At 53.3% G+C, this 23,629-nt stretch carries 21 protein-coding genes; 9 read left to right on the top strand and 12 right to left on the bottom strand.

Annotated elements, in window-relative coordinates; translation table 11 throughout:
* Positions 1-371: 371 nt before the first annotated feature.
* The 3 genes from SC206_RS01365 to SC206_RS01375 all read left to right on the top strand — a co-directional run bounded on the left by SC206_RS01365 (position 372) and on the right by SC206_RS01375 (position 2,055).
* The gene (locus SC206_RS01365; RefSeq protein WP_332733426.1) at positions 372-806 is read left to right on the top strand and encodes a DoxX family protein; all 435 of its coding nucleotides are present in this window, start codon (positions 372-374) and stop codon (positions 804-806) included.
* A gap of 86 nt (positions 807-892) precedes the next feature.
* A complete protein-coding gene (locus SC206_RS01370; RefSeq protein WP_332733428.1) occupies positions 893-1,369 on the top strand; it encodes a GlcG/HbpS family heme-binding protein in 477 nt (158 codons plus the stop codon).
* A 230-nt stretch (positions 1,370-1,599) separates the two neighbouring features.
* Positions 1,600-2,055 carry a GlcG/HbpS family heme-binding protein gene (locus SC206_RS01375; RefSeq protein WP_332733430.1) on the top strand — a complete coding sequence of 152 codons (456 nt, stop codon included), beginning with the start codon at positions 1,600-1,602 and terminating at the stop codon, positions 2,053-2,055.
* Positions 2,056-2,196: 141 nt separating this feature from the next.
* Here the strand turns inward: SC206_RS01375 and SC206_RS01380 are convergent, their stop codons facing one another.
* Together SC206_RS01380 and SC206_RS01385 are read right to left on the bottom strand one after the other, a co-directional pair.
* A complete protein-coding gene (locus SC206_RS01380) occupies positions 2,197-2,880 on the bottom strand; it encodes a TerC family protein (RefSeq protein ID WP_332733431.1) in 684 nt (227 codons plus the stop codon).
* 8 nt (positions 2,881-2,888) lie between these two features.
* The gene (locus tag SC206_RS01385; RefSeq protein WP_332733432.1) at positions 2,889-4,178 is read right to left on the bottom strand and encodes a CitMHS family transporter; all 1,290 of its coding nucleotides are present in this window, start codon (positions 4,176-4,178) and stop codon (positions 2,889-2,891) included.
* Positions 4,179-4,509: 331 nt separating this feature from the next.
* On the opposite strand from SC206_RS01385, the gene SC206_RS01390 reads away from it, so the two are divergent.
* On the top strand, positions 4,510-4,659 hold the full coding sequence (locus SC206_RS01390; RefSeq protein WP_332733434.1) for a hypothetical protein: 150 nt from the start codon (positions 4,510-4,512) through the stop codon (positions 4,657-4,659).
* Between the two features lie 6 nt (positions 4,660-4,665).
* Here the strand turns inward: SC206_RS01390 and glnG are convergent, their stop codons facing one another.
* The 3 genes from glnG to glnA all read right to left on the bottom strand — a co-directional run bounded on the left by glnG (position 4,666) and on the right by glnA (position 8,767).
* The gene (gene glnG, locus SC206_RS01395; RefSeq protein ID WP_332733436.1) at positions 4,666-6,078 is read right to left on the bottom strand and encodes a nitrogen regulation protein NR(I); all 1,413 of its coding nucleotides are present in this window, start codon (positions 6,076-6,078) and stop codon (positions 4,666-4,668) included.
* Between the two features lie 7 nt (positions 6,079-6,085).
* Positions 6,086-7,135: a nitrogen regulation protein NR(II) gene (gene glnL, locus SC206_RS01400; RefSeq protein ID WP_332733439.1), complete on the bottom strand. Its 1,050-nt coding sequence runs from the start codon at positions 7,133-7,135 to the stop codon at positions 6,086-6,088.
* A gap of 222 nt (positions 7,136-7,357) precedes the next feature.
* Complete coding sequence (gene glnA, locus SC206_RS01405) at positions 7,358-8,767, bottom strand: glutamate--ammonia ligase (RefSeq protein ID WP_332733441.1); 1,410 nt, start codon at positions 8,765-8,767, stop codon at positions 7,358-7,360.
* 428 nt (positions 8,768-9,195) lie between these two features.
* Here glnA and typA point away from each other — a divergent pair, with 428 nt between their 5' ends.
* From typA to fabY, 5 genes are all read left to right on the top strand, one after another.
* The gene (typA, locus tag SC206_RS01410; RefSeq protein ID WP_332733443.1) at positions 9,196-11,019 is read left to right on the top strand and encodes a ribosome-dependent GTPase TypA; all 1,824 of its coding nucleotides are present in this window, start codon (positions 9,196-9,198) and stop codon (positions 11,017-11,019) included.
* Between the two features lie 161 nt (positions 11,020-11,180).
* A complete protein-coding gene (yihX, locus tag SC206_RS01415) occupies positions 11,181-11,783 on the top strand; it encodes a glucose-1-phosphatase (protein WP_332733445.1) in 603 nt (200 codons plus the stop codon).
* Positions 11,784-11,801: 18 nt separating this feature from the next.
* Positions 11,802-12,674 (top strand): virulence factor BrkB family protein, encoded by an 873-nt coding sequence (locus SC206_RS01420; protein WP_332733447.1) that lies wholly within the window; start codon positions 11,802-11,804, stop codon positions 12,672-12,674.
* A gap of 7 nt (positions 12,675-12,681) precedes the next feature.
* Positions 12,682-13,119 (top strand): D-aminoacyl-tRNA deacylase, encoded by a 438-nt coding sequence (dtd, locus tag SC206_RS01425; protein ID WP_332733449.1) that lies wholly within the window; start codon positions 12,682-12,684, stop codon positions 13,117-13,119.
* Positions 13,120-13,153: 34 nt separating this feature from the next.
* A complete protein-coding gene (gene fabY / locus SC206_RS01430; RefSeq protein ID WP_332733451.1) occupies positions 13,154-14,086 on the top strand; it encodes a fatty acid biosynthesis protein FabY in 933 nt (310 codons plus the stop codon).
* A 71-nt stretch (positions 14,087-14,157) separates the two neighbouring features.
* Here the strand turns inward: fabY and SC206_RS01435 are convergent, their stop codons facing one another.
* From SC206_RS01435 to gmk, 7 genes are all read right to left on the bottom strand, one after another.
* Complete coding sequence (locus SC206_RS01435; protein WP_332733453.1) at positions 14,158-15,837, bottom strand: AsmA family protein; 1,680 nt, start codon at positions 15,835-15,837, stop codon at positions 14,158-14,160.
* A 146-nt stretch (positions 15,838-15,983) separates the two neighbouring features.
* On the bottom strand, positions 15,984-17,375 hold the full coding sequence (locus SC206_RS01440) for a nucleobase:cation symporter-2 family protein (protein ID WP_332733455.1): 1,392 nt from the start codon (positions 17,373-17,375) through the stop codon (positions 15,984-15,986).
* A 249-nt stretch (positions 17,376-17,624) separates the two neighbouring features.
* Positions 17,625-19,706 (bottom strand): ATP-dependent DNA helicase RecG, encoded by a 2,082-nt coding sequence (recG, locus tag SC206_RS01445; protein ID WP_332733457.1) that lies wholly within the window; start codon positions 19,704-19,706, stop codon positions 17,625-17,627.
* The gene (trmH, locus tag SC206_RS01450; protein WP_332733459.1) at positions 19,703-20,398 is read right to left on the bottom strand and encodes a tRNA (guanosine(18)-2'-O)-methyltransferase TrmH; all 696 of its coding nucleotides are present in this window, start codon (positions 20,396-20,398) and stop codon (positions 19,703-19,705) included. Before trmH ends, recG begins: the two co-directional genes overlap by 4 nt.
* Positions 20,399-20,402: 4 nt before the next feature.
* Positions 20,403-22,511 (bottom strand): bifunctional GTP diphosphokinase/guanosine-3',5'-bis pyrophosphate 3'-pyrophosphohydrolase, encoded by a 2,109-nt coding sequence (gene spoT, locus SC206_RS01455; protein ID WP_332733461.1) that lies wholly within the window; start codon positions 22,509-22,511, stop codon positions 20,403-20,405.
* Positions 22,512-22,525: 14 nt separating this feature from the next.
* On the bottom strand, positions 22,526-22,807 hold the full coding sequence (gene rpoZ, locus SC206_RS01460; RefSeq protein WP_332733463.1) for a DNA-directed RNA polymerase subunit omega: 282 nt from the start codon (positions 22,805-22,807) through the stop codon (positions 22,526-22,528).
* A 54-nt stretch (positions 22,808-22,861) separates the two neighbouring features.
* Positions 22,862-23,485: a guanylate kinase gene (gene gmk, locus SC206_RS01465; protein ID WP_332733465.1), complete on the bottom strand. Its 624-nt coding sequence runs from the start codon at positions 23,483-23,485 to the stop codon at positions 22,862-22,864.
* Between the last annotated feature and the right edge of the window lie 144 nt (positions 23,486-23,629).

Here is a 23,629-nt window from a genome sequence, read left to right on the forward strand (position 1 = left end):
TGATCTGCTCGACCTTTTTTATAATACAAAATGGGCTTATTAATTCTCTGGGCAATATGTCCCGGAGAATATTAAGCTCGGCCAGCCTTATTCCGCTCTTTATTTCCCCTTTTTTAAATTAATCCCGCTCAGTGATAAATAACCAGACCGCACCTAAACGATAACCATCCGGCACTGTTTTTCATGCTATACCCGTGATAAAAATGTATTACAAATGTTATCAGTTGGTGAGTTTTATTTTTCCGCAATGTCACATTATCCTGCCGGATTTCAATCACAGCTCATAATACTGTCGTTAGGAAGACGAAGGGATAACTCCCGTTTTCTATTTAATTAGAAATCACTTGTAAATCACTGTAGCGAAATAAATTATGAATAAATCCTCAGATTTTGCGTATGTCGTTGCTCGTATTTTGGCCGTTGGGCTGTTTTTTGCATCAGGTGCCGATAAAATTGTTCATTATTCCGATAACGTTGCGCTGATGGCTCAGAATCAGGTGCCGGCGTTTTTCCTGCCTCTGGTTATTCTGCTTGAGGTTGGCGGCGGTATCGCCATCGCCTTTGGCTTCCTGACGCGCTTCACCTCTATCTTTATGGCCGTGTTCTCCATCGTGGCCGGATTTCTTTTTTATCAAGGCTATAGCCACGCGCACCTGATGGTGTGGTTGAAAAATGCCTCCTGCGCCGCGGGCTTTTTACTGCTGGTGGTCAATGGTCCGGGCCGCTGGAGTCTGGATTATTTAATCAGCCAAAAGTTTGGTAACAAAAATAATAAAATCAAAGGCGTGCAGAAAAGCGCGGCCTGATATTCTGCTGCTATCCAAAAGGGCGGGTGACGGTTTTCGTGCCCGCCGTATGTGTTAAACAAGGCGTTGAAAAAGTGAGATTTATTATGAAGAAGGCTATTTGTGCATTAATGGTATCCGGGCTGCTGACCGGTTTTGCGGCTCAGGCGGCGGAAAACAGTGTGACTCACGTTCCGGTATTGACCCGCGATCAGGCCAACGAACTGTTGAAGAAAGCGGAAGAGACCATTAAATCGCACCACATCGGCGGCGCAGTCGCTATTGTCGATGCTGCCGGTCAGCTTATTACTTTCGACCGTCTTGATGGCGCAACGCCGGCAAATATTGCTCTGGCACCAGAGAAAGCCAAGACCTCGGCTTATTTCGGTCAGCCAACCGAATCTTATCAGCAGAAAGTGACGCAGGGTAATTTGCTTATATTGGGCAACCCACGTATTTTGCCTTTCTCGGGCGGTATCCCAATTAAACTGGAAGGTCAGGTTGTCGGCGCAATTGGTGTGAGTACACCTAATGGCGATGTGGATACCGAAGCCGCTAAAGCGGCGTTAACCGTACTGAATTAATCGTCTTTAAATAAAATAGTTAACTGTCTTAAACTTAATAGCTAACTGTTTTAAACTAAATAGTAAAGTATTACCGCCGTCTTACTGCATCTTTTAAAATAAAAAGGGCATCGATTAAATAAGACGGCGGCTATTCATTGAATCATTTCGCTTATTACGCTAAGTCCATGCTGCTCTTACTTTTCATATTACCAATGATATATAGGGGTTTTACCGTGAAGAAATTACTGATGTTAGCTGCTCTGTGTTCTCTTGGCAGCCTGAGTGCCTTTTCCGCCAACGCCACCATGACCCAAACTATTTTGTCTTACAGCGACGCCGAAAAGCTGATTTCCGTGGCGACCGAAAAAGCCGACAGCCTGCACGCCAACGTGTGTATCGCCGTTCTGGACCAGGCAGGTCAGCTACTGGCCTTTAAACGCATGGATAACGCGCCGGTAGGCTGTATCGACTCTTCTATCCTGAAAGCTCGCGCAGGCGCGCTGTATCACACGCCAACCGACAAATACATGGGCCGCGCAAACGGCACCGAACCCGCCATCGCTACGCTGCCAGGCATGGTGCCATTGGGCGGCGGCAATCCGGTGATGTATAAAAACAGCGTGATTGGTTCTGTCGGCGTGAGCGGCTCTGCCAACCCGAATGAAATCGCCATCGCGCAGACGGCGGCAGAAAGCTTTAAATAATCGTTTTCTTGCGGCTGTTCAGCCGCTATAGAAATAGAAGCAGTAATATAAATAAGAAAACCCCAGCGGAGACTGTCCACTGGGGTTTTTTCTTTTCTTATTTCTAAATCAATAGAAAGTAACTTAATCAATAAAGAGTAATCAGTTGCTGCGTGCTGCCAGCTTGCCTTTACCCATACCAATCGCCAGCACCAGCACCGCGCCCACAATACCGCCGATCGTCGGCAGATGGTTGATAGCCGCCATTTTCAGATGCGCGATGGCCGGGTCTTCAACCAGCATGCTGCCCGCAATCCAGCCAATCAGCGCGCCGCCCAACATCACGACCGCCGGGAAACGGTTGATGATTGCCAGCACCAGCTTGCTGCCCGCCACGATGATTGGAATGCTGATCACCACGCCCAGCGCGACCACCAGGAAGTTGCCTTTACCCGCAGCGGCCACGGCCAATACGTTGTCCAGCGACATCACCACGTCGGCCACTACGATAGTCATCGCGGTTTTCCACAGGCTGGTTGCGCCTTTGATTTCACTCTCTTCGTCTTCGTTGGCCACCAGCTTGATGCCTATCCACAGCAGCAGCAGTCCGCCGACAAGCTTCAGATAAGGCAGGTTCAACAGGCTAACCGCCACGATCAACAAGACCACGCGCGCCACAATCGCACCAATCGTACCGATAACAATCGCCTTGTTGCGCAGGTTAGGCGGCAGCTTGCGGCAGGCCATGGCAATAACTACCGCGTTGTCACCGCCCAGCAGCAGGTCGATTACAATAATTTGGAGCAGGATGACGATGAAATCCCATTGATCAAATAACCAGGTCATAAAACACTCTATGCAGCGTAGAAAGGAAAAATCCCCGTAAGCAGTGAAACAGCAATTAATATCAGGCTGCTCAACAGAGACCATTTAAAGGTGAAATACTGATTCTCTGAATAATCCAGTTTCAGCATGCTCACCACCAGATAAGTTGACGCGACCAGCGGGCTAAGAATATGCACCGGCTGACCCATTAACGCAGCGCGTGCCATTTCGATGCCGGTAATGCCGTGATGTTTTGCCGTATCCGCCAACACCGGCAGCACGCCAAAATAGAACACATCGTTCGACACCAGCCAGGTCATCGGAATACTCAGCACGGCGGTAACCACGGCCATGTACGGCCCCAGAGAATCCGGGATCACGTTGAGCAGGGCACCGCCCACCGCGTTAACCATTCCCGTTCCGGTAAACACGCCGGTAAACACACCCGCCGCAAAGATGAGGCTGGAAACCGCGAGAATCGGTGGAGCGTGTTGTTCCAGCTGCTCTTTTTGCGCCGTCAGGTCCGGGAAGTTAACAATCAGCGCCAGACAGGCCGCGATCATGAACAGATAGCTTAGCGGCAACACTTCGATACATAAACCAATTATCAACAAAATGGTTAAAGTCCAATTGAAGTAGAAAGTTTTTGTACCGCGGCAGCGATGCTGTTCTTCGATAGCGTGTTCGTAATCTACGTTGATGTTTGGCCCCAAACGCGCGCGCTCGCGGCGTCCGAAAATGTAGGCCAGCACAAAGGTCCAGACGGCGCTGGCGACAAGCGCGGGCATCATTGGCACAAACATCTCGCCAATATCGACGTGCATCGAGGTGGCGGCACGCGCGGTAGGTCCGCCCCACGGCACCATATTGCCCAATCCCGACACTTGCAGCAGCAGGCAGCACACCATCGGCAATGACATTCCGAGGCGCTTGTAGATAGGCAGAAACGCCGACAGCACGATGATGTAAATCGTGGCGCCGTCGCCGTCCAGCGCGACGAGAAACGCCAGCAGCACGGTGCCGAGATAGATTTTAACCGGATCGCCTTTTACGGCCTTAATCACGCGTTTGACCAGCGGATCGAACATGCCCGCCTCGGTCATCACCATGAAATAGAGCATCGCAAAAATAATCATTACGCCGTTGGGGGCAACGGTTTTAATACCATCCATCATGAACTTGCCGATATTGGCGTAGAAACCGCCAATCAGCGCAAAAACGGTCGGAATAATGATCAGCGCGGTCAGGGCTGACAACCGTTTTGTCATCAGGCAAAAGATAAAACACACGAGCATTAAAATACTCAGGGTCACCAGCATCGCTTCATTCCTCTGTAGGGGAGAGATAAAAAATCGTTCGTCGCAGCTCTTTGTTAGCTGCTTGTTTCTTTTGGGTTATTTCATTGGATTATGTCAGCAACAACGCGTTAAGAACGGCATCTGGTTTTATGGATTGATTCCTGCAAGGAATGATAAATGCTTCAAATTATGTTGATAATTTAAACTAATAACGTACCGATCGGTTCGAAATGCGCTGTTGACCTTGATAATAGGGACTTTTAGAAATTTGCACAGTAGCCGCGAAAGGGAATTTCGGCGTTACAGAATGTTTTAGTGCGAGGTTTGGCGGGGGAAATGGCGTATCAGGTTTGTGAGCAAGGACAAACAATTGCCTTGGCCGAAAGCGCGTCGTGACAGGAAAAAGGCAGTAAAAAGGCAAAAAAAAGCCCGGCTTCAGGGGCCGGGACAGGTTTTATTTCGCGTTAATCCGCTTTTTAATCACATGAAAAAATCAGCGTAAAAGCCGTTATTCCATGCCTAATTCTTTGAGTTTGCGGGTCAACGTATTGCGTCCCCAACCTAGCAATCTGGCGGCTTCCTGCTTGTGTCCCTGAGTGTGACGCAGTGCGGTAGTCAGCAGCGTGCGCTCCATTTCTGGCTGAGCCTCGGAAAGCAGGTTTTGATGACCGGAACGTAATGCGCGATCCGCCCACTGTGCCAGCAACGTCGCCCAACTGTCTGGCAGACTCTGTCCGCCGGTCTCTGGCGCGCTGCTTTCAAACAGTTCAGGCGGTAAATCCTGAATCAGGACTTCCTGACCCGCTGCCATCACCGTTAACCAGCGACAGGTGTTTTCGAGCTGGCGCACGTTACCTTGCCAAGGCAGGCGAGTCAGCGCCGTTTCCGTTTCCGGATGCAGGTTTTTCGCTTCAACACCCAGCTCTTTGGCCGCAACTTGCAGGAAATAGCGTGCCAAACGCGGAATATCTTCACGACGCTCGCGCAGCGGCGGCAGATGCACGCGAATCACGTTCAGACGGTGGAATAAATCCTCACGGAACTTGCCTTCCTGCACGCGCAGCTCGAGATTCTGGTGGGTCGCCGCGATGATGCGCACGTCGACTTTCACCGGCGCATAGCCGCCCACGCGATAAAACTGGCCGTCGGCCAATACGCGCAGCAAGCGGGTTTGCACGTCCATCGGCATATCACCGATTTCATCGAGGAACAGCGTGCCGTTATCGGCCTGTTCAAAACGACCCTGACGAATTTGATTGGCGCCCGTAAACGCCCCTTTTTCATGGCCGAACAGCTCGGACTCAATCAAATCTTTCGGGATAGCCGCCATATTCAGGGCAATAAACGGCGCTTTGGCGCGCGGGCTGTGGCGATGCAACGCGTGCGCCACCAGCTCTTTACCCGTACCCGATTCGCCGTTAATCAACACGCTTATTGATGACCGGGAGAGACGACCGATGATGCGAAACACGTCCTGCATGGCAGGCGCTTCACCGATAATATCCGCCGTCGGGCCGCTGGCCGGTTGGCTGCGCGCGGGCTGCTGCTGCTCCTGATAGTGACTGATCGCGCGCTCAACCAGCGCGACGGCTTCGTCAATATCGAAAGGTTTTGGCAAATAGTCGAACGCGCCCTGTTGATACGCGCTGACCGCCGCGTCCAAATCCGAATGCGCGGTCATAATAATGACGGGCAGCATCGGATGACGTTGTTTGATTTGTTTTAACAGCGCCAGCCCGTCCATTCCAGGCATGCGAATATCTGATAACAAAACGTCAGGGGTTTGAGTCGCAATGGCTTCCAGCACGTCATTGCCGCTGTCGAACGTGGTGCAGTTCAAGCCTGCTCCAGTGAGCGCGCGTTCAAGAACCCAGCGGATGGAGCTATCGTCATCGACGATCCAGACTATCCCTCGTTGCATAGAAACCTCACTGGCGAATAGGCAGGAAAACCGAGAATTCGGTGTGTCCTGGCCAACTGTTAAATTCAACTTTACCCGAATGCTGGTCAATCAAACTGCGCGCGATGGACAGGCCCAGACCTGTTCCCCCTTCGCGGCCGCTGACCATGGGGTAAAAAAGGGTGTCCTGCAAATGGGCAGGCACGCCGGGACCGTCATCTTCAATATCGATACGGGCCACCAGACGGTAGCGCACCCCGTGCAGGGTACTTTGGAAAGCGGTACGCGTTCTTAACGTAATAGTGCCGCCTTCTTCTCCCAATGCCTGCAAGGCATTGCGAGTAATGTTAAGCAGAATCTGCTCGATTTGATCCGGATCGTGCGCCAGTTCGGGCAGGCTCGGGTCGTAATCGCGAACCAGCTGAACGTTGTCGGGTTTTTCCATCGACACCAGCTGGCATACGCGCTCGGCAACCTGATGAATGCTCTGCGTAATATGCTGACTCGGTCTTTGCGGCCCCAGCAAACGGTCAACCAGATTACGTAAACGGTCGGCCTGCTCGATAATGACCTTGGTATATTCCAGCAGGGACGGGTCGGGAAGCGCCTTCGACAGCAACTGCGCCGCGCCCCGAAGTCCACCCAGCGGGTTTTTAATTTCATGTGCCAGCCCGCGAATAAGATCCCTTGCGGCGACCTGCTGCGCGTGCTGAAGCTGTTCCTGACTCAAACGACGCTGGTTATCCATCGGCGCGAGCTCGAGTAAAATAAAACCTTCCGGCAAAGCCTGTGCGGTCAGCGACATAATGTGCGCCCGACCATCCACCACCAGGGTGACTTCGCTGTCGGTAAATCCTTGCCCAGCCTCAATACTTTCGCGCATTAACGCGATATTCAGCGAAAAGTAGCCCACCAGATCGGGCAACGGCGTGCCGAAAAGTTTACGTGAACTCTGCGCAAGTAATTGCTGAGCCGCCGGATTGGCGTAATGCACGGCCAACTCGTCGTCCAACAGCAGAACGCTGTTGATAAGAGAATTGAGGATCTGCCCAGCATCGGGCAGCTTGCCAGTTGCCATACAGCAGTCTCCCGCACCTGATTGGTGCATTTAAACCCGCTTCCCGTCAATGCGCCGGGCCGGGGATGTCACACAGGAAAGTAGCGTGGAGAAAAAAGCCCATCCGGAGATGGGCTAAAAGATTCCACGGCAACAAAAAATATCTCTATATTTTTGTTCCGCACTGCCAAGGCTCGAAAACCACGACAGTGCGGAGTAAAGCTCGGGACTACGTAAACGTTATTAAACGCTGTAGTACAGTTCGAACTCTACTGGGTGTGGCGTCATGCGGATGCGGTCGTTTTCTTCAGTACGCAGCGCGATGTAAGCATCGATTGCGTCATTGGTGAATACGCCACCACGAGTCAGGAACTCACGGTCTGCATCCAGCTCGTTCAGAGCCTCTTCCAGAGAACCAGCAACCTGTGGGATCTCTGCCGCTTCTTCTGGTGGCAGGTGGTACAGGTCTTTGTCCATCGCGTCGCCAGGATGGATTTTGTTGATGATGCCGTCGAGGCCAGCCATCAGCAGGGCAGCAAACGCCAGGTATGGGTTAGCCGCTGGATCAGGGAAGCGCGCTTCGATACGCATCGCTTTCGGGCTTGAAACGTGTGGAATACGGATAGAAGCAGAACGGTTACGCGCTGAGTAAGCCAGCATAACAGGAGCTTCGTAGCCTGGGACCAGACGCTTGTAGGAGTTGGTGGTCGGGTTCGCGTAAGCATTGATTGCTTTGGCGTGCTTGATGATACCACCGATGTAGTACAGCGCAGTTTCGGACAGGCCGCCGTATTTGTCGCCAGAGAACAGGTTGTTACCGTCTTTGGACAGGGACATGTGGCAGTGCATGCCTGAACCGTTATCGCCAAACATTGGTTTTGGCATAAAGGTCGCAGTTTTGCCAAATGCGTGAGCCACGTTGTGAACCACGTATTTGTAGATCTGGATTTCGTCGGCTTTCTTGGTCAGGGTGTTGAAGCGGGTTGCCACTTCGTTCTGGCCAGCGGTCGCCACTTCGTGGTGGTGAGCTTCAACAACCAGGCCCATTTCTTCCATGGTCAGACACATGGTAGAACGCAGGTCCTGAGCGGAGTCGACCGGAGGAACCGGGAAGTAACCGCCTTTTACTGCTGGACGGTGGCCTTTGTTGCCGCCTTCGTATTTGGTGCTGGAGTTCCACGCGCCTTCGATATCATCGATAGCAACATGAGAACCGGAGATGCTGCTGCCGAAGCGCACATCATCAAACAGGAAGAACTCTGGCTCAGGTCCGAACAGCACGGTGTCTGCGATACCGGAAGTTTTCAGGAAGTCTTCAGCACGTTTAGCCGTTGAACGCGGGTCGCGGTCATAACCTTGCAGAGTGTTTGGCTCTACGATGTCACAACGGATGATCAAGGTAGACTCTTCAAAGAACGGGTCAAGAACCGCCGTGCTCGGATCTGGCATCAGCACCATGTCTGAGTCGTTGATGGTTTTCCAGCCGCCGATGGAAGAACCATCGAACATTTTACCATCTTCAAAGAAGTCCGGGCTCACCTGGTGAGATGGAATGGTAACGTGCTGTTCTTTACCCTTGGTGTCAGTGAAGCGCAGGTCAATGAACTTGACTTCATTTTCCTTGATAATCGCAAAAACGTGTTCAGCGGACATACTAGTTCTCCCGAAATTCTCATTATGTGTTCGTCTTCGAACGAATCAACAAACAGTGTCGAAAATGGCGTGTGGCTTAAACAGCTCTATAATGGCTCTGATAAGACTCTTTTCACCCTGAATAAGTAATAGCGAAATCTGTGCCAACTTTGTCAAATCGGTACGATTGCCGTTCTGCGCGGGTTGTATGGTTATTGAGTATGCACCATAACGGGATTAATGCACTATTTTGGGTCAAAACCACACGGGTTGTGACCCAATTTGGTGCACCATTTTGGGTCAGACGGGGTTTTGCACCGTGAAAGGGATCGTAAAGTAACCATACAGAAGTTGTTTCAAAGAGAATCTTGTGAACTTGTTTAGAACCTAGCCTAATACGTGTACAATAGCGCGCTATTTCTATATTTCTAAATGCCTGAGGCAAAGCTGTGATCGAAAATTTGCGTAACATCGCCATTATTGCCCACGTTGACCATGGTAAAACTACCCTGGTTGACAAGCTGCTACAGCAATCCGGTACCTTCGGAGAGCGTGTAGAAGCAACCGAACGCGTAATGGACTCCAACGATTTGGAGAAAGAGCGTGGGATTACCATCCTCGCAAAAAACACCGCCATTAATTGGAAAGACTACCGCATCAACATCGTTGATACCCCGGGACACGCCGACTTCGGCGGCGAGGTAGAGCGTGTGATGTCAATGGTTGACTCGGTGCTGCTGGTTGTGGATGCAATGGATGGCCCTATGCCGCAAACCCGCTTCGTGACCAAAAAAGCATTCGCTAATGGTCTGAAGCCGATCGTGGTAATCAACAAGGTCGACCGCCCTGGCGCGCGTCCTGACTGGGTTGTTGACCAGGTATTCGACCTGTTCGTAAACCTTGATGCTACCGATGAGCAGCTTGATTTCCCTATCATCTATGCTTCTGCACTGATGGGTATCGCGGGTACCGACCATAACGATATGGCCGAAGACATGACCCCGCTGTACCAGGCGATCGTTGACCACGTATCCGCTCCACAGGTTGACAGCACTGGCCCACTGCAGATGCAAATCTCCCAGCTGGACTACAACAACTATGTTGGCGTTATCGGCATCGGCCGTATCAAACGTGGTATTGCCAAAGTTAACCAGCAGGTCACTATCATTGATAGCGAAGGCAAAACCCGTAACGGTAAAGTCGGTAAAGTTCTGACCCACATGGGTCTTGAGCGTATCGAAGCTGCGACTGCGGAAGCTGGCGACATCATTGCTATCACCGGTCTGGGCGAACTGAACATCTCCGACACCATCTGTGATCCACAGAACGTCGAAGCGCTGCCAGCTCTGAGCGTTGATGAACCAACCGTTACCATGTACTTCAACGTAAACACCTCTCCGTTCTGTGGTAAAGAAGGTAAGTATGTGACTTCACGTCAGATTCTTGACCGTCTGAACAAAGAACTGGTGCACAACGTTGCACTGCGTGTTGAAGAAACCGAAGACTCCGACGCATTCCGCGTTTCAGGCCGTGGTGAACTTCACCTGTCGGTTCTGATCGAAAACATGCGTCGTGAAGGTTTCGAGCTGGCTGTTTCTCGTCCTAAAGTAATCAACCGTAAAATCGATGGCCGCATGCAAGAGCCGTTCGAAAACGTGACTTTGGATATCGAAGAGCAGCACCAGGGTTCAGTCATGCAAGCCATGGGTGAGCGTAAAGGCGACGTTAAGGACATGATCCCTGACGGCAAAGGTCGTATTCGTCTCGATTACCTGATCCCGGCACGTGGCCTGATCGGTTTCCGTACCGAATTCATGACCATGACTTCTGGTACCGGTCTGCTGTACTCCACGTTCAGTCACTACGATGACGTGCGTTCAGGCGACATCGGCCAGCGTCAGAATGGCGTGCTGATCTCCAACGGTCAGGGTAAAGCGGTTGCGTTTGCTCTGTTCGGTCTGCAAGATCGCGGCAAGCTGTTCCTGGGTCACGGTGCTGAAGTGTATGAAGGCCAGGTTATCGGTATTCACTCACGTTCAAACGACTTGACTGTTAACTGCCTGACCGGTAAGAAACTGACCAACATGCGTGCTTCTGGTACTGACGAAGCGACCACGCTGGTTCCTGCCATCAAGATGTCTCTGGAACAAGCTATCGAGTTCCTGGATGACGACGAGTTGGTAGAAGTTACTCCTCTGTCTGTACGTATCCGTAAACGTCACCTGACCGAGAACGACCGTAAACGTGCTAGCCGTGGTCCTAAAGAAGCGTAATCTTCTTTAACCCGCACGTTCGTCGTAGAGAGGGCACCTTTGGGTGCCCTTTTTTTATGCGTACTTTTCCTAAACGGACTGCAAGCAGCTCGCTGTGTCACTGTTCAGATCCCTTATTTACGGCTAAAGTAGCTCTTCGTCTTTGAAATCAGGAGCGTGCAATGCTGTATATATTTGATATGGGCAACGTGTTAATTGATATCGATTTCAAGCGTGTGCTGGGCGTGTGGAGCAATCTTAGCGGAACGCCGCTGGCCCATCTGATGGAACGATTCACGATGGGTGACGCTTTCCAGCAACATGAACGCGGAGAAATCACCGATCAACAGTTTGCCGAAGAGATTTGCGACGAGCTGGGCATCGCGCTGAGCTTCGAACAGTTCACCGCCGGCTGGCAGTCGATTTTTGTCGGCCTGCGCCCGGAGGCTATCGCCACCATGAAAAAGCTGCGTCAGGAAGGGCATCGCGTCGTGGTGCTGTCGAACACCAATTCGCTGCACTTTGAACACTGGCCGACGCACTATCCCGAAATCGAGCAAAATGCCGATGCCGTTTATCTGTCCCAGCAAATCGGCCTGCGTAAACCTGATCCGGCCATTTTCCAGTATGTATTGGATAAAGAAGGGTTCAGCGCGCAGGAAGCGGTATTTTTCGATGATGTGGCCGAGAACGTCAACGCTGCCAGCGCATTGGGGATTCAGGCGATTTTGGTGACCGACGGCGATACGCTTTCGCATCACTTTTCGGGCCATCAAATTACCTAAGCTTTAAAGGATTAAACAATGCCGAGGCTCCATCCCAAGCTGAAGTGTGCCTTACGTTTTAGCAAGATGCTTTATTGGCGCGCCGACAGCGATGGATTAACCCTGTTGGCGGGCCATCTGGCCTATGTTTCCCTGCTTTCGCTGGTGCCGCTGATCGCCGTGGTCTTTTCACTGTTTACGCTGTTTCCGGTGTTCTCCGACATCAGCGTGCAGTTGAAGAGCTTTATTCTGACCAATTTCATGCCGGCCACGGGCGATGTCATTCAGCGTTATCTCGAGCAGTTTGTTTCCAACTCCAGCAAGATGACCGCCGTGGGCACCGTCGGGCTGATCGTCACCTCGCTGCTGCTGATTGCCTCCGTCGACAGCGTGTTGAACAAGATTTGGCGCAGTCACACCCAGCGGCCGCTGGTATTTTCATTCGCGGTCTACTGGATGGTGCTGACGCTCGGGCCGATTCTGCTGGTTGCCAGCGTCGCCATCAGCTCATATTTGCTGTCGCTCAACTGGCTCAGCCTTAACGGGCTGCATTCCGTGGTCGACAGAGCGCTACGCGTGTTGCCGCTGCTTATCTCGTGGATCTCCTTCTGGCTGCTTTATCTGGCGGTGCCAACCTCGAGCGTGCCGACCAAAGATGCGCTGATCGGCGCGCTGGTGGCGGGTGCGCTGTTCGAGCTCGGCAAAAAAGGCTTCGCGCTTTATGTGCAGCTTTTTCCGTCTTATCAGCTGATTTACGGCGTGCTGGCCGTGATCCCGATTTTATTTTTATGGGTCTATATCAGCTGGTGTATCGTACTATTGGGTGCCGAAATTACCGTCACGCTCGGTGAGTTTCGCGCCAAACAACAAGAACAGGACGTGGAAAAAAATACCGCGCCGCGAGAAAAATAGGGTCGTTATGATTGCGTTGATTCAACGAGTTTTAGAGGCGAGCGTTACCGTAGAGGGCGAAATCTGCGGTGAAATTGGTCCGGGATTACTGGTCTTGCTGGGCGTTGAGCAGGGCGATGACGAGCAGAAAGCCAAAAAGCTGTGCGATAAAGTCGCCGGTTATCGCATTTTCGGCGACAGTGACGACAAGATGAATTTGAACGTCACTCAGGCCGGTGGCAGTTTGCTGGTGGTGTCGCAGTTTACGCTGGTCGCCGATACCCAAAAGGGCATGCGGCCGAGCTTCTCGAAAGGCGCCGCCCCCGCCGAGGCTGACAGGCTTTATCAATATTTTACCGGTCAATGCCGTGAAAAAGGCCTTCATACCGAAACCGGGCGTTTTGCTGCCGACATGAAAGTGGCTTTGGTTAATGATGGACCTGTTACCTTCTGGTTGCAGGTCTAACACAACGGCGCAATGCCAGAGAGAGAAAGTATCTATGTATCATCTGAGAGTTCCCGTAACCGAATCAGAACTGGCTGCCTATTATCAATTCCGTTGGGAAATGCTGCGCAAGCCTCTGCATCAGCCGGAAGGGTCAGAGCGTGATGCCTATGATGCCATGGCGCATCACCAGATGGTGGTCGATGAACACGGCAAACCTGTCGCCATCGGACGTTTATATATTAATGCCGACAACGAAGCGTCGATTCGCTTTTTGGCGGTCGACCCGAACGTGCAGGCCAAAGGGCTGGGTACATTAGTCGCGATGACGCTCGAGTCCGTCGCCCGACAGGAAGGCGTAAAGCGCGTGGTGTGTAGCGCCCGTGAAGACGCCGTCGAGTTTTTTGCCAAGCTCGGTTTTATCAATCAGGGCGAAATCACCACGCCGCAAAGTACGCCGGTGCGCCACTTTTTGATGATCAAACCGATAGAAACGCTGGACGACATTCTGCATCGCCCCGACTGGTGCGGGCAGCTGCAACAGGCGTGGTACGATCATATTCCGCTCAGCGAAAAGATGGGCGTGCGCATCAGCCAGTACACCGGCCAGCGTTTTGTTACCACCATGCCTGAAACCGGCAATCAGAACCCGCACCACACGCTGTTTGCGGGCAGCCTGTTTTCACTGGCGACATTAACGGGCTGGGGGCTGATTTGGCTGCTGCTGCGTGAACGCCATTTGGGCGGCACTATCGTGTTGGCCGACGCGCACATTCGTTACAGTTCGCCCGTGACCGGCAGGCCGCGCGCCATTGCCGATCTCAGCTCGATTAGCGGAGATTTAGACCGACTGGCGAAAGGGCGCAGAGCGCGCGTGCAGCTTAAAGTGCAGCTCATGGGCGAAGAAGGCGAGGGCGCAGTATTTGAAGGAACCTATCTCGTCTTACCCGCGTCCCCCAATGATCCTCTTGAGCCGGCCATTAACTAAAAAAAAGCCCGGTCATTGCCGGGCGTGTCGCTGTATAAAATAATCTTCGCACAATCAGAAGGTTAGTTAACTTATTGACTCACCACGCCGCGATTCATCTGCTGCTGGATCTCTTGGCCGTTGTTGCCGGTGGCGTGCAGCGTGCCGCTAAGCGTGGGTTTGAAATCGACGTTGGCGGGCATCTGCCCTTTGAGATTCAGCTGCATATTAACGTTGCCCTGCACGCCAATTTCCGGCCAGCCCCAGTTTTTCAGCTCGTTGGCCGGTACCGCGCGGCCCGTCAGCATGACGGAAAAATCGCGCTGTGGCTGCTGGCTCACCTTGCCGGTGGCTTCCAGTAATCCCTCTTTGGTAAACGCGCTCAGCTCGGCAATATTTACGGCGTCTTCATTGGCTTCCAGCGCCAGAGAAGGGCGGCGCACGTCGTTGCGAATAAAGGTCGCATCGCTGGCGTTGAGGTTTAGCTTGCCCGACCACATTCCCCACTGATGATTACGCGCCAGCTTGAGATTGGTGCCGAAACCGTCGAGTCCGGTTATCTGGAAAGGCGCGTCGGGCGAGATATCGATGATCAGGTTTCGATTGGCGGTAAACTTCGCCACCGACACGTCCGACAGCCAGTCTGGCAGTTGATCGAGCCACAGCTGACGCCAGTTTTCCGGCAGCGTATATTCCAGCGACGCGACGCTCAGCTGGTCAAGCTCAAGATTATGCGACGCGCGGATCCAGTTCCCTGAAGTGCGCAACAGGCCGCCTTCCCAACGCGTGCCGAACTGGCGAATGGCGATGCCCTGCGGCGAAAAGTCGAGATTCAGATTCGGATCGCTGAAATGCAGATTACCGTTAATCAGGTCGGTGGCGTTCATAGAAAGCTGGCCGTCGCTACTTTGCCAGTCTCCCTTTTGCAGCGTGACGTCGGTAACCGTCATATCCAAATCGCTGATTGACCAGTTTTGTCCCTGAAGACGGGCGTCGATCAGGTCGAAACGCTTGATATCGACCTTCGGCAGCTTGATAAATTCCTGCCAAAACGTACTGATTGGCTGCGCGCTTTGCAGCCTGACATTGCTCAACCGCAGATTATCCAGTGTCCAGCTGCCATCGGCGCTGCGGCTCGCTTTGCCCGTCAGTTCGCCACGCGAAACATCCGCGCCAAAGTTGCTTAACGTCAGCTGCTTGTTATCGATTTGGCCCCGAATCAACACGTTTTGAGCAGGAATATCATCCAGCGCCAGCGTGTCGGCGCTAAGTTGAAACTGCGCATTGTTGCCTAACACGGCGCCGGACGTTGGCTGCCACGGCGAGATACCGGCATTAACGTTTTTGCCCTCGACCTTCCACTGCTCAAGCCCGCCACTCAGCGCGATATTGCTCAGTTGCAGCGTATTGGCCTTCAGCGGCAGGTTCAGCGATTGCGGCGAAAGATTAAGGGTTCCGTTAACCAACACCACGCGGTCGAAGGTGCGCGGCTCGGTGATTTGTGCCCAATCAAGGTCGAGATCGACCTCGGCGGCATCGAGCACGTCGGGCTGATTTTTCTCGGCAAACTTCACGCCGGAAAGGCTCAGGCGCGACGGCGAAGACCAGTCGTGATCAATCTTGCTAATCGACAGGCGATATTCACTGTTTTCAGTCACCCAGCGGCTAATCGAGCCCGCCGCCCAGCGCGTTTGCAGAAATACGTAGAATATGACCAGCACTAAAACCAACAACAGAATGATTGTCAGCAGCAATCTACCGAGAAATTTCATCGTTTAAATCCATGTCCGTGGGAGCGGAAATCGTAAAGATGTTTATGCCGTAATCGGCACTCGTTCTCAACAGGTTACCATGTAAACGGCAATAAAAAACGGCGGGAGGAGTGACCCTGCCGCCGTTATTGATGCCCTGTTGCGCGTTAAGGTTCGCGCGGGAAGAGCAGATTCAGCACGATAGCCGTGATCCCGCCCGCCGCAATGCCCGAAGAGAGCAGGGTTTTGAGCCAGTCCGGCGCAAACTGCAAAATCAGCGGCTGCTGCGAAACGCCCATGCCGACGGCCAGCGACAGCGCCATGATCATGATTGCGCGACGATTTAATCGTTCTCTCGACACGATACGCACGCCCGAAGCCGCGATGGTGCCGAACATCACGATGGTCGCGCCGCCCAGAACCGGCTCCGGAATATGCTGCACAAAGCCCGCTACCGCCGGGAAAAGGCCCAGCACGATGAGCATCAGCGCAACCACAAAACCGACATAACGGCTGGCCACGCCGGTCAGCTGAATAACGCCATTATTCTGACCAAAGCAGGAGTTCGGGAAGGTGTTGAACACTGCCGAGAGCATCGAGTTAAGGCCGTTTGCCAGCACGCCGCCTTTGATGCGTTTCATATAAACCGGGCCGCTAACCGGCTGTTCGGAAACGTCAGAGGTCGCCGTGATGTCGCCGATGGTTTCCAGCGAGGTCACCATAAAGATAAGCATCAGCGGAACCAGCAGGTTCCAGTCAAAACCAAGGCCGTAATAAAGCGGGGTCGGCACGTTGATAAGATGCGCGGCCGCGGTCGGCGCGGCGGCAGGCAGCATGCCCATCGCCCAGGCAACGACATAGCCGACGGCCATCGCAATCACCAGCGACGCAACGCGCAGGTAAGGATTACGCTGACGATTCAACAGGATAATCACCGCCAGCACCACGCCCGCCAAAAAGAGATTTTTAGGTGCGCCAAAGGTGTGGTCGCTCATCGCTGCATAACCGCCGCCGATTGAGGTTAAACCAACCTGAATAAGCGACAGGCCGATAATCATCACCACGATGCCGGAAACCAGCGGGGTAATCACGCGGCGCGCCAGATGCAGCACGCGCGACAGCAGAATTTCGGTGCAGGACGCGACCATCAGCGTACCAAACAGCGCGGCCATCATGGTCGGCACATCGGCTCCGCCATTTTTCAGCGCCAGGCCGCCCATAATCAGTGGTGCAACAAAGTTGAAGCTGGTGCCCTGAATCGACAGCAGGCCCGAACCCACCGGGCCCCACGTTTTAATCTGTAAAATGGAGGCCAGACCCGAAGCAAACAGCGACATGCTGATAATGTGCTGTGTGTCCTGCGCGGGCAGACCTAATGCCTGACAAATCAGCAGCGCGGGAGTGATAACCGCCACAAACATCGCCAGCAAATGTTGGCAGGCCGCAAACAGCGTTTGTGGCAAAGGCGGGCGATCTTCCAATCGATAAATTAGTTCACTGCTGCGGGTCGTTTCCGACGCTGATAGCTGAGCCTCTGGCTCGGCAGATTGTGTAGGCATTCTTTTGGCACCCCATTAAGCCACAAAGCGGGCATTTTTCATGATATCAAGGCTAAAAGCAATCGTTTGCCGATAGCATTTTTATGGCTTTATCGTCGATAGGGAAGCATGAAAAAGGCCAGCCGAGGCGATGACCGAATAATGTCTGCAATCAATGTCTGCAAACAATTTTTGCAAACAGTGTTTGAAAATAATGTGTTTGCGGGGGAAGGCGAGGTCTGTAGAAAGAACAAATCCTTTTAACGCAGGTTAGGCGTTGGTGTAGCGGACCCTTTCCGGCAGCCAGCGTTCGATGAGCGCCTTGGCGTGTTCGGGATATTGCTGGTGAAGGTGGCGCGCCACCCGCTGAACTTCGGGGATCATCGCCTGATCGCGCAGCAGGTCGGCGACCTTAAACTCGGCGCTGCCGGTTTGGCGGGTGCCAAGCAGCTCGCCCGGACCGCGAATTTCGAGATCCTGCTGTGCGATAACAAAGCCGTCGTTGCTGTCGCGTAACACCTGCAAACGCTTTTGCGCCGTTTTACTCAGCGGCGTTTTATAGAGCAGCACGCAGTGAGAGGCCACGGCGCCACGGCCCACGCGGCCACGCAGCTGGTGCAGCTGTGCCAGACCCAAACGCTCGGGGTTTTCGATAATCATCAGGCTGGCATTGGGCACGTCGACGCCCACTTCAATGACCGTAGTCGCGACCAGCAGCTGGATTTCACCCTGCTTGAAGGCGGCCATCACGGCCTGCTTTTCCTGCGCTTTCATGCGGCCGTGAATCAAGCCGACATTAAGCTCCGGCAAGGCAATTTTCAGCCCTTCCCACGTCGCTTCGGCCGCCTGCGCTTCAAGCATTTCCGACTCTTCAATCAGCGTACACACCCAATAAGCCTGACGATTCTCATCGACGCAGGCGCTTTTCACTCGCTGGATGATGTCGTTTCGGCGCGTGTCTGCAATAGCCACGGTGGTGACCGGCGTTCGGCCCGGCGGGAGTTCGTCGATAACCGAGGTGTCGAGATCGGCATAGGCCGTCATGGCGAGCGTGCGGGGGATCGGCGTCGCGGTCATAATCAGCTGGTGCGGATGAAAACCTTGCTGCCTGCCTTTTTCCCACAGCGCCAAACGCTGGTGGACGCCAAAACGGTGCTGCTCGTCGATGATGACCAGCGCGAGCGCCGAGAACTGAATCTGTTCCTGGAAGATGGCGTGCGTGCCCACGATCATTGAAACCTGACCGCTGGCGATAGCATCCTGCTGGGCAATTCGCGCCTTGCCTTTTTGCTTTCCGGCCAGCCAGCCAACCTGAATACCCAGCGGCTCGAACCACTGACGGAAATTATTCGCGTGCTGTTCGGCCAGCAGTTCGGTGGGAGCCATCAGGCCAACCTGCTTGCCCTGCGCGATCGCGCAAAGTGCCGCCAGCGCGGCAACCAGCGTTTTGCCGGAACCCACGTCGCCCTGCACCAGACGCATCATCGGATAGCCCTGCGCGAGGTCGTGTTCAATCTCTTCGACCACCCGTTTTTGCGCGCCGGTTGGGCTAAACGGCAGCGACGCCAGAAACGCGTCTATCAGTTGGTGATCTTTCACCAGCGGCAGCGCTTTATAACTCTGCGTACCGGCGCGCACCGCCAGCATGCTTAAGTTATGCGCCAGCAGCTCTTCCATAATCAGTCGGCGCTGTGCCGGATGCTGACCTTTTTCAAGGTCCTCAAGCTGCATATCTGGAGGCGGACGATGCAAAAGATGCAGCGCCTGCGAAAGCGGGATCAGCGAACGGCTCAGCTCCTGCGGCAGAAGCTCGGCGATAGGCTGAGTATCCAGCAACGCCAGCGCCTGATCGGTGAGTTTGCGCAGCGTCGCCTGACGAATACCCTCCGTGGTCGGGTAAACCGGCGTCAGTGATTCTTGTAAAACCACCTCGCTGTTTTCGCCCTGCACGCGGTATTCAGGATGGATAATCTCCGCGCCAATCGTGCCACGTTTAATCTCGCCGTACGCCGTCACGCGTCGGCCGGGCGCCAGGCTGTTTTTCATTGCCGCGTTGAAATTGAAGAAACGAAGAGTCAGCAGGCCCGTGCCATCGCTTATCTGACAGGTGAGCATGCGACGACGGCCAAAGCTGATGTCCGTGCGCAGAACTTCACCTTCAACGGTGGCAAAAATATTGGGCAGTAAGTCGTTTATTGCGTAAAGGCGGGTGCGGTCTTCATAGCGCAAAGGCAAATGAAGCAGCAGATCCTGAATGGTTTCGAGGCCGATTTTTGCGAGCTTTTCCGCCTGACTTGCGCCAACGCCAGAGAGTGACGTGAGCGGGACGGCATCCAGCAGGCGGCCCTTCATCTGACAACCGTCATTTGCATTGCGGCCCACCACTCGTCATCGGCAACAATTTTGCCGGTGTCGTCAATCAGTGGGCGAGGCAGTTTTTTTCGTAGCGCAACGTTGGCAAGCACCGGATAACCCCCTTCGAACAGCAGGCGTTGCTGCTCTTTCTCTTTTAACAGGCTGGTTTTACGCGCGTACATGCCGGCATTTTGCCGCTGACGCTGGGCTTCATAAAGGATAAGCGCCGAGGCTACAGAAACGTTTAACGACTGCACCATGCCGACCATCGGGATAATAATATCGCTGTCGGCCAACGCTAGAGCTTCTGGGGTAATGCCGGTTTTCTCTTGGCCCAGCAAAATGCAGGTAGGAAGGGTGTAATCAATCTCGCGAAAATCGACCGCTTTTTCAGACAGATTAGTCGCCAGAACCTGCATGCCCATCGCCTTCATTTTGGCTACGGCGTCTTGAATAGTTTTATGCGTCTTAACCTGAACCCAGCTGTTGGCACCGGCGGCAAAAGAGCCTTGGGTGCGCATTTTGCTGGTTGGCCAAACGGCATGCACTTCATTGACGCCGACAGCATCGGCAGTTCGAATCACGGCCGAAACGTTATGCGGCTTGTGCACCTGCTCCATACAAACGGTCAGGTCAGGTTGGCGAGCCGCCAGCATTTCTTGAATGCGCGCATAACGTTCTGGAGTCATGGGATCAGTTTCTGTTTCGGGTGACTTTAATCACATCCGGCATAATACGAATCTTGCGCATAATGTTAGCCAGATGTACGCGGTCGCGGGTGCTCAGGCGAATAAATGCGCTGTAAACGCGACCGTCTTTTTCTTCGCTGCTCAGGCTCTGGATATTAGACTGCGCCGCGTTAATCGCCGCCGTCAGATTCGCCAGACCGCCCTGATGGTTGAACATATCAACTTTAATCTCGGCGATAAACTCCTGCTCGGTTTCCTGATTGTCCCATTCGACCGCCATAAACTTCTCGGGCTCTTTCTGATAGCCACGGATGTTTCGGCAAGATTCATGGTGAACCACCAGACCTTTGCCCGGACTGACGTGCGCAATAATCGGGTCGCCCGGAATCGGACGACAGCACTTGGCGAAGGTGATCAGCACGCCGTCTGCGCCTTTAATTGGCAGATTGCGAGAACCTGAAGTCGCCATGGAAGACTGGTCGCCCATCAGATTTTTAGCCACCACCAGACTCATGGCATTACCCAAGCCGATTTCGGCCAGCAGGTCATCCATCGCGTGGAGCTTCATGCGATCAAGCTCTTTCTTGATGTTTTCCGGCGGCAGGTCAGTCAGTTTGCGTCCGCTACCCAGCGCGTGATTCAACAAACGGCGACCCAACGACACAGAGTCGTCGCGCTTGAGGTTTTTCAGCATCTGGCGAATTTTTGCGCGTGCGCGCGAGCTGACCACGAAGTTCAACCACGCCGCATTCGGACGTGCGCCCGGAGCCGTGATGATTTCAATAGTCTGTCCGCTGGTCAGCGGCTGCGAAAGCGGATAAGGCTGTCTGTCGACACGCGCGCCAACGCAGGCATGACCGATATCGGTGTGCACGGCGTAAGCGAAGTCGACCGGCGTTGCTCCAGCAGGCAGCTCGACGATGCGACCTTCCGGCGTAAAGACGTAAATTTCATCGGGGAAGAGGTCGGATTTAACGCTCTCGATGAATTCGAACGAGTTACCCGCGCTCTGCTGAAGCTCAAGCAGGCTCTGCAACCAGCGTTGGGCACGAATTTGCGCCGTCGTGCCGTTGCTCTCGCCGTTCTCTTTATAAGCCCAGTGCGCCGCAACCCCCATCTCTGCCATTTGATCCATATCTTCGGTACGGATTTGCACCTCGACAGGCACGCCGTGCGGACCAATCAGGGAGGTGTGCAGAGACTGATAGCCGTTGGCTTTCGGGATGGCAATATAGTCTTTAACCCGCCCCGGACGAGGCTTGTAAAGGCTGTGCGCCTGACCGAGAACGCGATAGCAGGTATCAAGTTCTTTAACGATCACCCGAAACGCGTAGATATCCATAATCGAATGGAAACGCTGCTCTTTCAGGTGCATCTTAAGATAAATAGAATAGAGGTGTTTTTCACGTCCGCTCACGCGACATTGGATGCCGGCTTCGGTCAGACGTCCCTCAATCTCCGAGAGGATTTTTTGAATCATCTCTTTTCGGTTACCACGCGCAGCTTTCACCACTTCTTTGATAACGCGATAGCGATTGGGGTACAGCGCCTCAAAGCCCAGCTCTTCGAGCTCGGTTTTAAGGTGATGTATACCCAGCCTGTGCGCCAGAGGACTGTAAATTTCCAGCGTTTCACGGGCAATGCGGCGACGTTTATCCGGGCGCAAAGAGCCCAGCGTGCGCATATTATGGGTACGGTCAGCGAGTTTGATCAAAATGACGCGGATGTCTTGCACCATCGCCATAATCATCTTGCGGAAGTTCTCCGCCTGCGCTTCTTTTTTATCCTGGAACTTCAGCTTGTCGAGCTTTGAAACCCCTTCAACCAGTTCGGCAACGCTCTTGCCAAACAACTGTTCCATGTCTTGATAGGTTGCGGGCGTGTCTTCAATGACGTCATGAAGCAACGCAGCCATCAACGTTTCGTGGTCGAGTCGCATTTCAGCTAATATGCAGGCCACGGCTACCGGGTGAGTAATGTAAGGCTCACCGCTCGAGCGTGTCTGACCCTCGTGCGCATCCCGCGCAACGAGGTATGCCTGCACGAGGCGCTTGATCTGGTCCTCTGGCAGGTATTTTTGAATCAGCTGATTCAGGCTTTCAAAGATGTACAAGTTAGACCCGCTGATTAAGTAGGACGACGGCCTTCAGCGATAGCAGTAACCGCTTGCATCTCGTTGGCTTCCTGGTCTTTTTGCTCCTGACGATCGCGAGCGTCGAGGATCTGGTTTGTGATCAGACCTTCTTCGATTTCACGCAGGGCAATAACAGTGAACTTGTCGTTTTCTTCAGCGACCAGTGGATCTTTACCACCAGATTGCAGCTGGCGTGCGCGACGAGCAGCCACCAACACCAGGTCAAAACGGTTACCAATTTTTTCTACAGCGTCTTGAACAGTTACGCGTGCCATATATGTGCTACTCCACAGGGTGACGAAAGACTGGGCATAATACTGAAAGTGACTTCAGTCTGCCAATAGTTTGGTGATTAATCCGTCATGACGGAGCTTTTGACGGCCCAGACGAAGACGTTCTGCACGAATAATGGTTTTAAGGTCCAGCAAAGCCAGATCAAAATCATCATTCACAATTAAATAGTCGTATTCAACGTAGTGCGTTATTTCGGCCACGGCCTGCGCCATACGTTTGGCGATGACTTCTTCGCTGTCTTGTCCACGGCCACGCAGGCGGCGGTCAAGCTCGTCTTTCGACGGCGGCAGCACAAAGATGCTGCGTGCATGAGGCATGCGCTCACGGATTTGCTTGGCACCCTGCCAGTCGATATCCAGAAAGACATCGACACCCGTAGATAAAACCTGCTCGATAGCTTTACGTGACGTGCCGTAATAGTTACCGAATACCTCAGCGTGTTCTAAAAAGTCGTCATGCTCAATCAACTCGCGGAATTCTTCTTTCGACACGAAGAAATAGTGCTCGCCGTGTTTCTCGCCTGGTCGCATGGGGCGAGTGGTGTGAGAAATCGAGACCTGCGTGTCGTAGAGCGGTTGAGTTTTTAGTAAAGCCTGAATCAGACTTGATTTACCTGCTCCACTGGGGGCGGAGACAATATATAGCGTGCCTTGAACCATGATGACGTTTCAGCTGATTGGGTTGAAATGGAAATACAGAAGAGTGATCTTCGGCACAGTATACACGTTCACCGCTTGGGGTGCAGCGTTCCGACACATTTGAACGCAAGTAATCGCGATAAAACAGCCCAAGTTGGCCTGTTT

Source organism: Rouxiella sp. T17 (genome assembly GCF_036663475.1).
Taxonomy (GTDB): domain Bacteria; phylum Pseudomonadota; class Gammaproteobacteria; order Enterobacterales; family Enterobacteriaceae; genus Rouxiella.

Excerpts from the sequence above, each read along its gene's own strand:
- recG (WP_332733457.1), bottom strand. The coding sequence starts at position 19,706 with ATGAAGGGCCGCCTGCTGGATGCCGTCCCGCTCACGTCACTCTCTGGC.
- SC206_RS01440 (WP_332733455.1), bottom strand. The coding sequence starts at position 17,375 with ATGCCTACACAATCTGCCGAGCCAGAGGCTCAGCTATCAGCGTCGGAA.
- gmk (WP_332733465.1), bottom strand. The coding sequence starts at position 23,485 with ATGGTTCAAGGCACGCTATATATTGTCTCCGCCCCCAGTGGAGCAGGT.
- glnA (WP_332733441.1), bottom strand. The coding sequence starts at position 8,767 with ATGTCCGCTGAACACGTTTTTGCGATTATCAAGGAAAATGAAGTCAAG.
- yihX (WP_332733445.1), top strand. The coding sequence starts at position 11,181 with ATGCTGTATATATTTGATATGGGCAACGTGTTAATTGATATCGATTTC.
- glnG (WP_332733436.1), bottom strand. The coding sequence starts at position 6,078 with ATGCAACGAGGGATAGTCTGGATCGTCGATGACGATAGCTCCATCCGC.
- glnL (WP_332733439.1), bottom strand. The coding sequence starts at position 7,135 with ATGGCAACTGGCAAGCTGCCCGATGCTGGGCAGATCCTCAATTCTCTT.
- SC206_RS01375 (WP_332733430.1), top strand. The coding sequence starts at position 1,600 with ATGTTAGCTGCTCTGTGTTCTCTTGGCAGCCTGAGTGCCTTTTCCGCC.
- trmH (WP_332733459.1), bottom strand. The coding sequence starts at position 20,398 with ATGACTCCAGAACGTTATGCGCGCATTCAAGAAATGCTGGCGGCTCGC.
- fabY (WP_332733451.1), top strand. The coding sequence starts at position 13,154 with ATGTATCATCTGAGAGTTCCCGTAACCGAATCAGAACTGGCTGCCTAT.
- dtd (WP_332733449.1), top strand. The coding sequence starts at position 12,682 with ATGATTGCGTTGATTCAACGAGTTTTAGAGGCGAGCGTTACCGTAGAG.
- SC206_RS01435 (WP_332733453.1), bottom strand. The coding sequence starts at position 15,837 with ATGAAATTTCTCGGTAGATTGCTGCTGACAATCATTCTGTTGTTGGTT.
- SC206_RS01385 (WP_332733432.1), bottom strand. The coding sequence starts at position 4,178 with ATGCTGGTGACCCTGAGTATTTTAATGCTCGTGTGTTTTATCTTTTGC.
- SC206_RS01420 (WP_332733447.1), top strand. The coding sequence starts at position 11,802 with ATGCCGAGGCTCCATCCCAAGCTGAAGTGTGCCTTACGTTTTAGCAAG.
- rpoZ (WP_332733463.1), bottom strand. The coding sequence starts at position 22,807 with ATGGCACGCGTAACTGTTCAAGACGCTGTAGAAAAAATTGGTAACCGT.
- SC206_RS01380 (WP_332733431.1), bottom strand. The coding sequence starts at position 2,880 with ATGACCTGGTTATTTGATCAATGGGATTTCATCGTCATCCTGCTCCAA.
- SC206_RS01370 (WP_332733428.1), top strand. The coding sequence starts at position 893 with ATGAAGAAGGCTATTTGTGCATTAATGGTATCCGGGCTGCTGACCGGT.
- SC206_RS01365 (WP_332733426.1), top strand. The coding sequence starts at position 372 with ATGAATAAATCCTCAGATTTTGCGTATGTCGTTGCTCGTATTTTGGCC.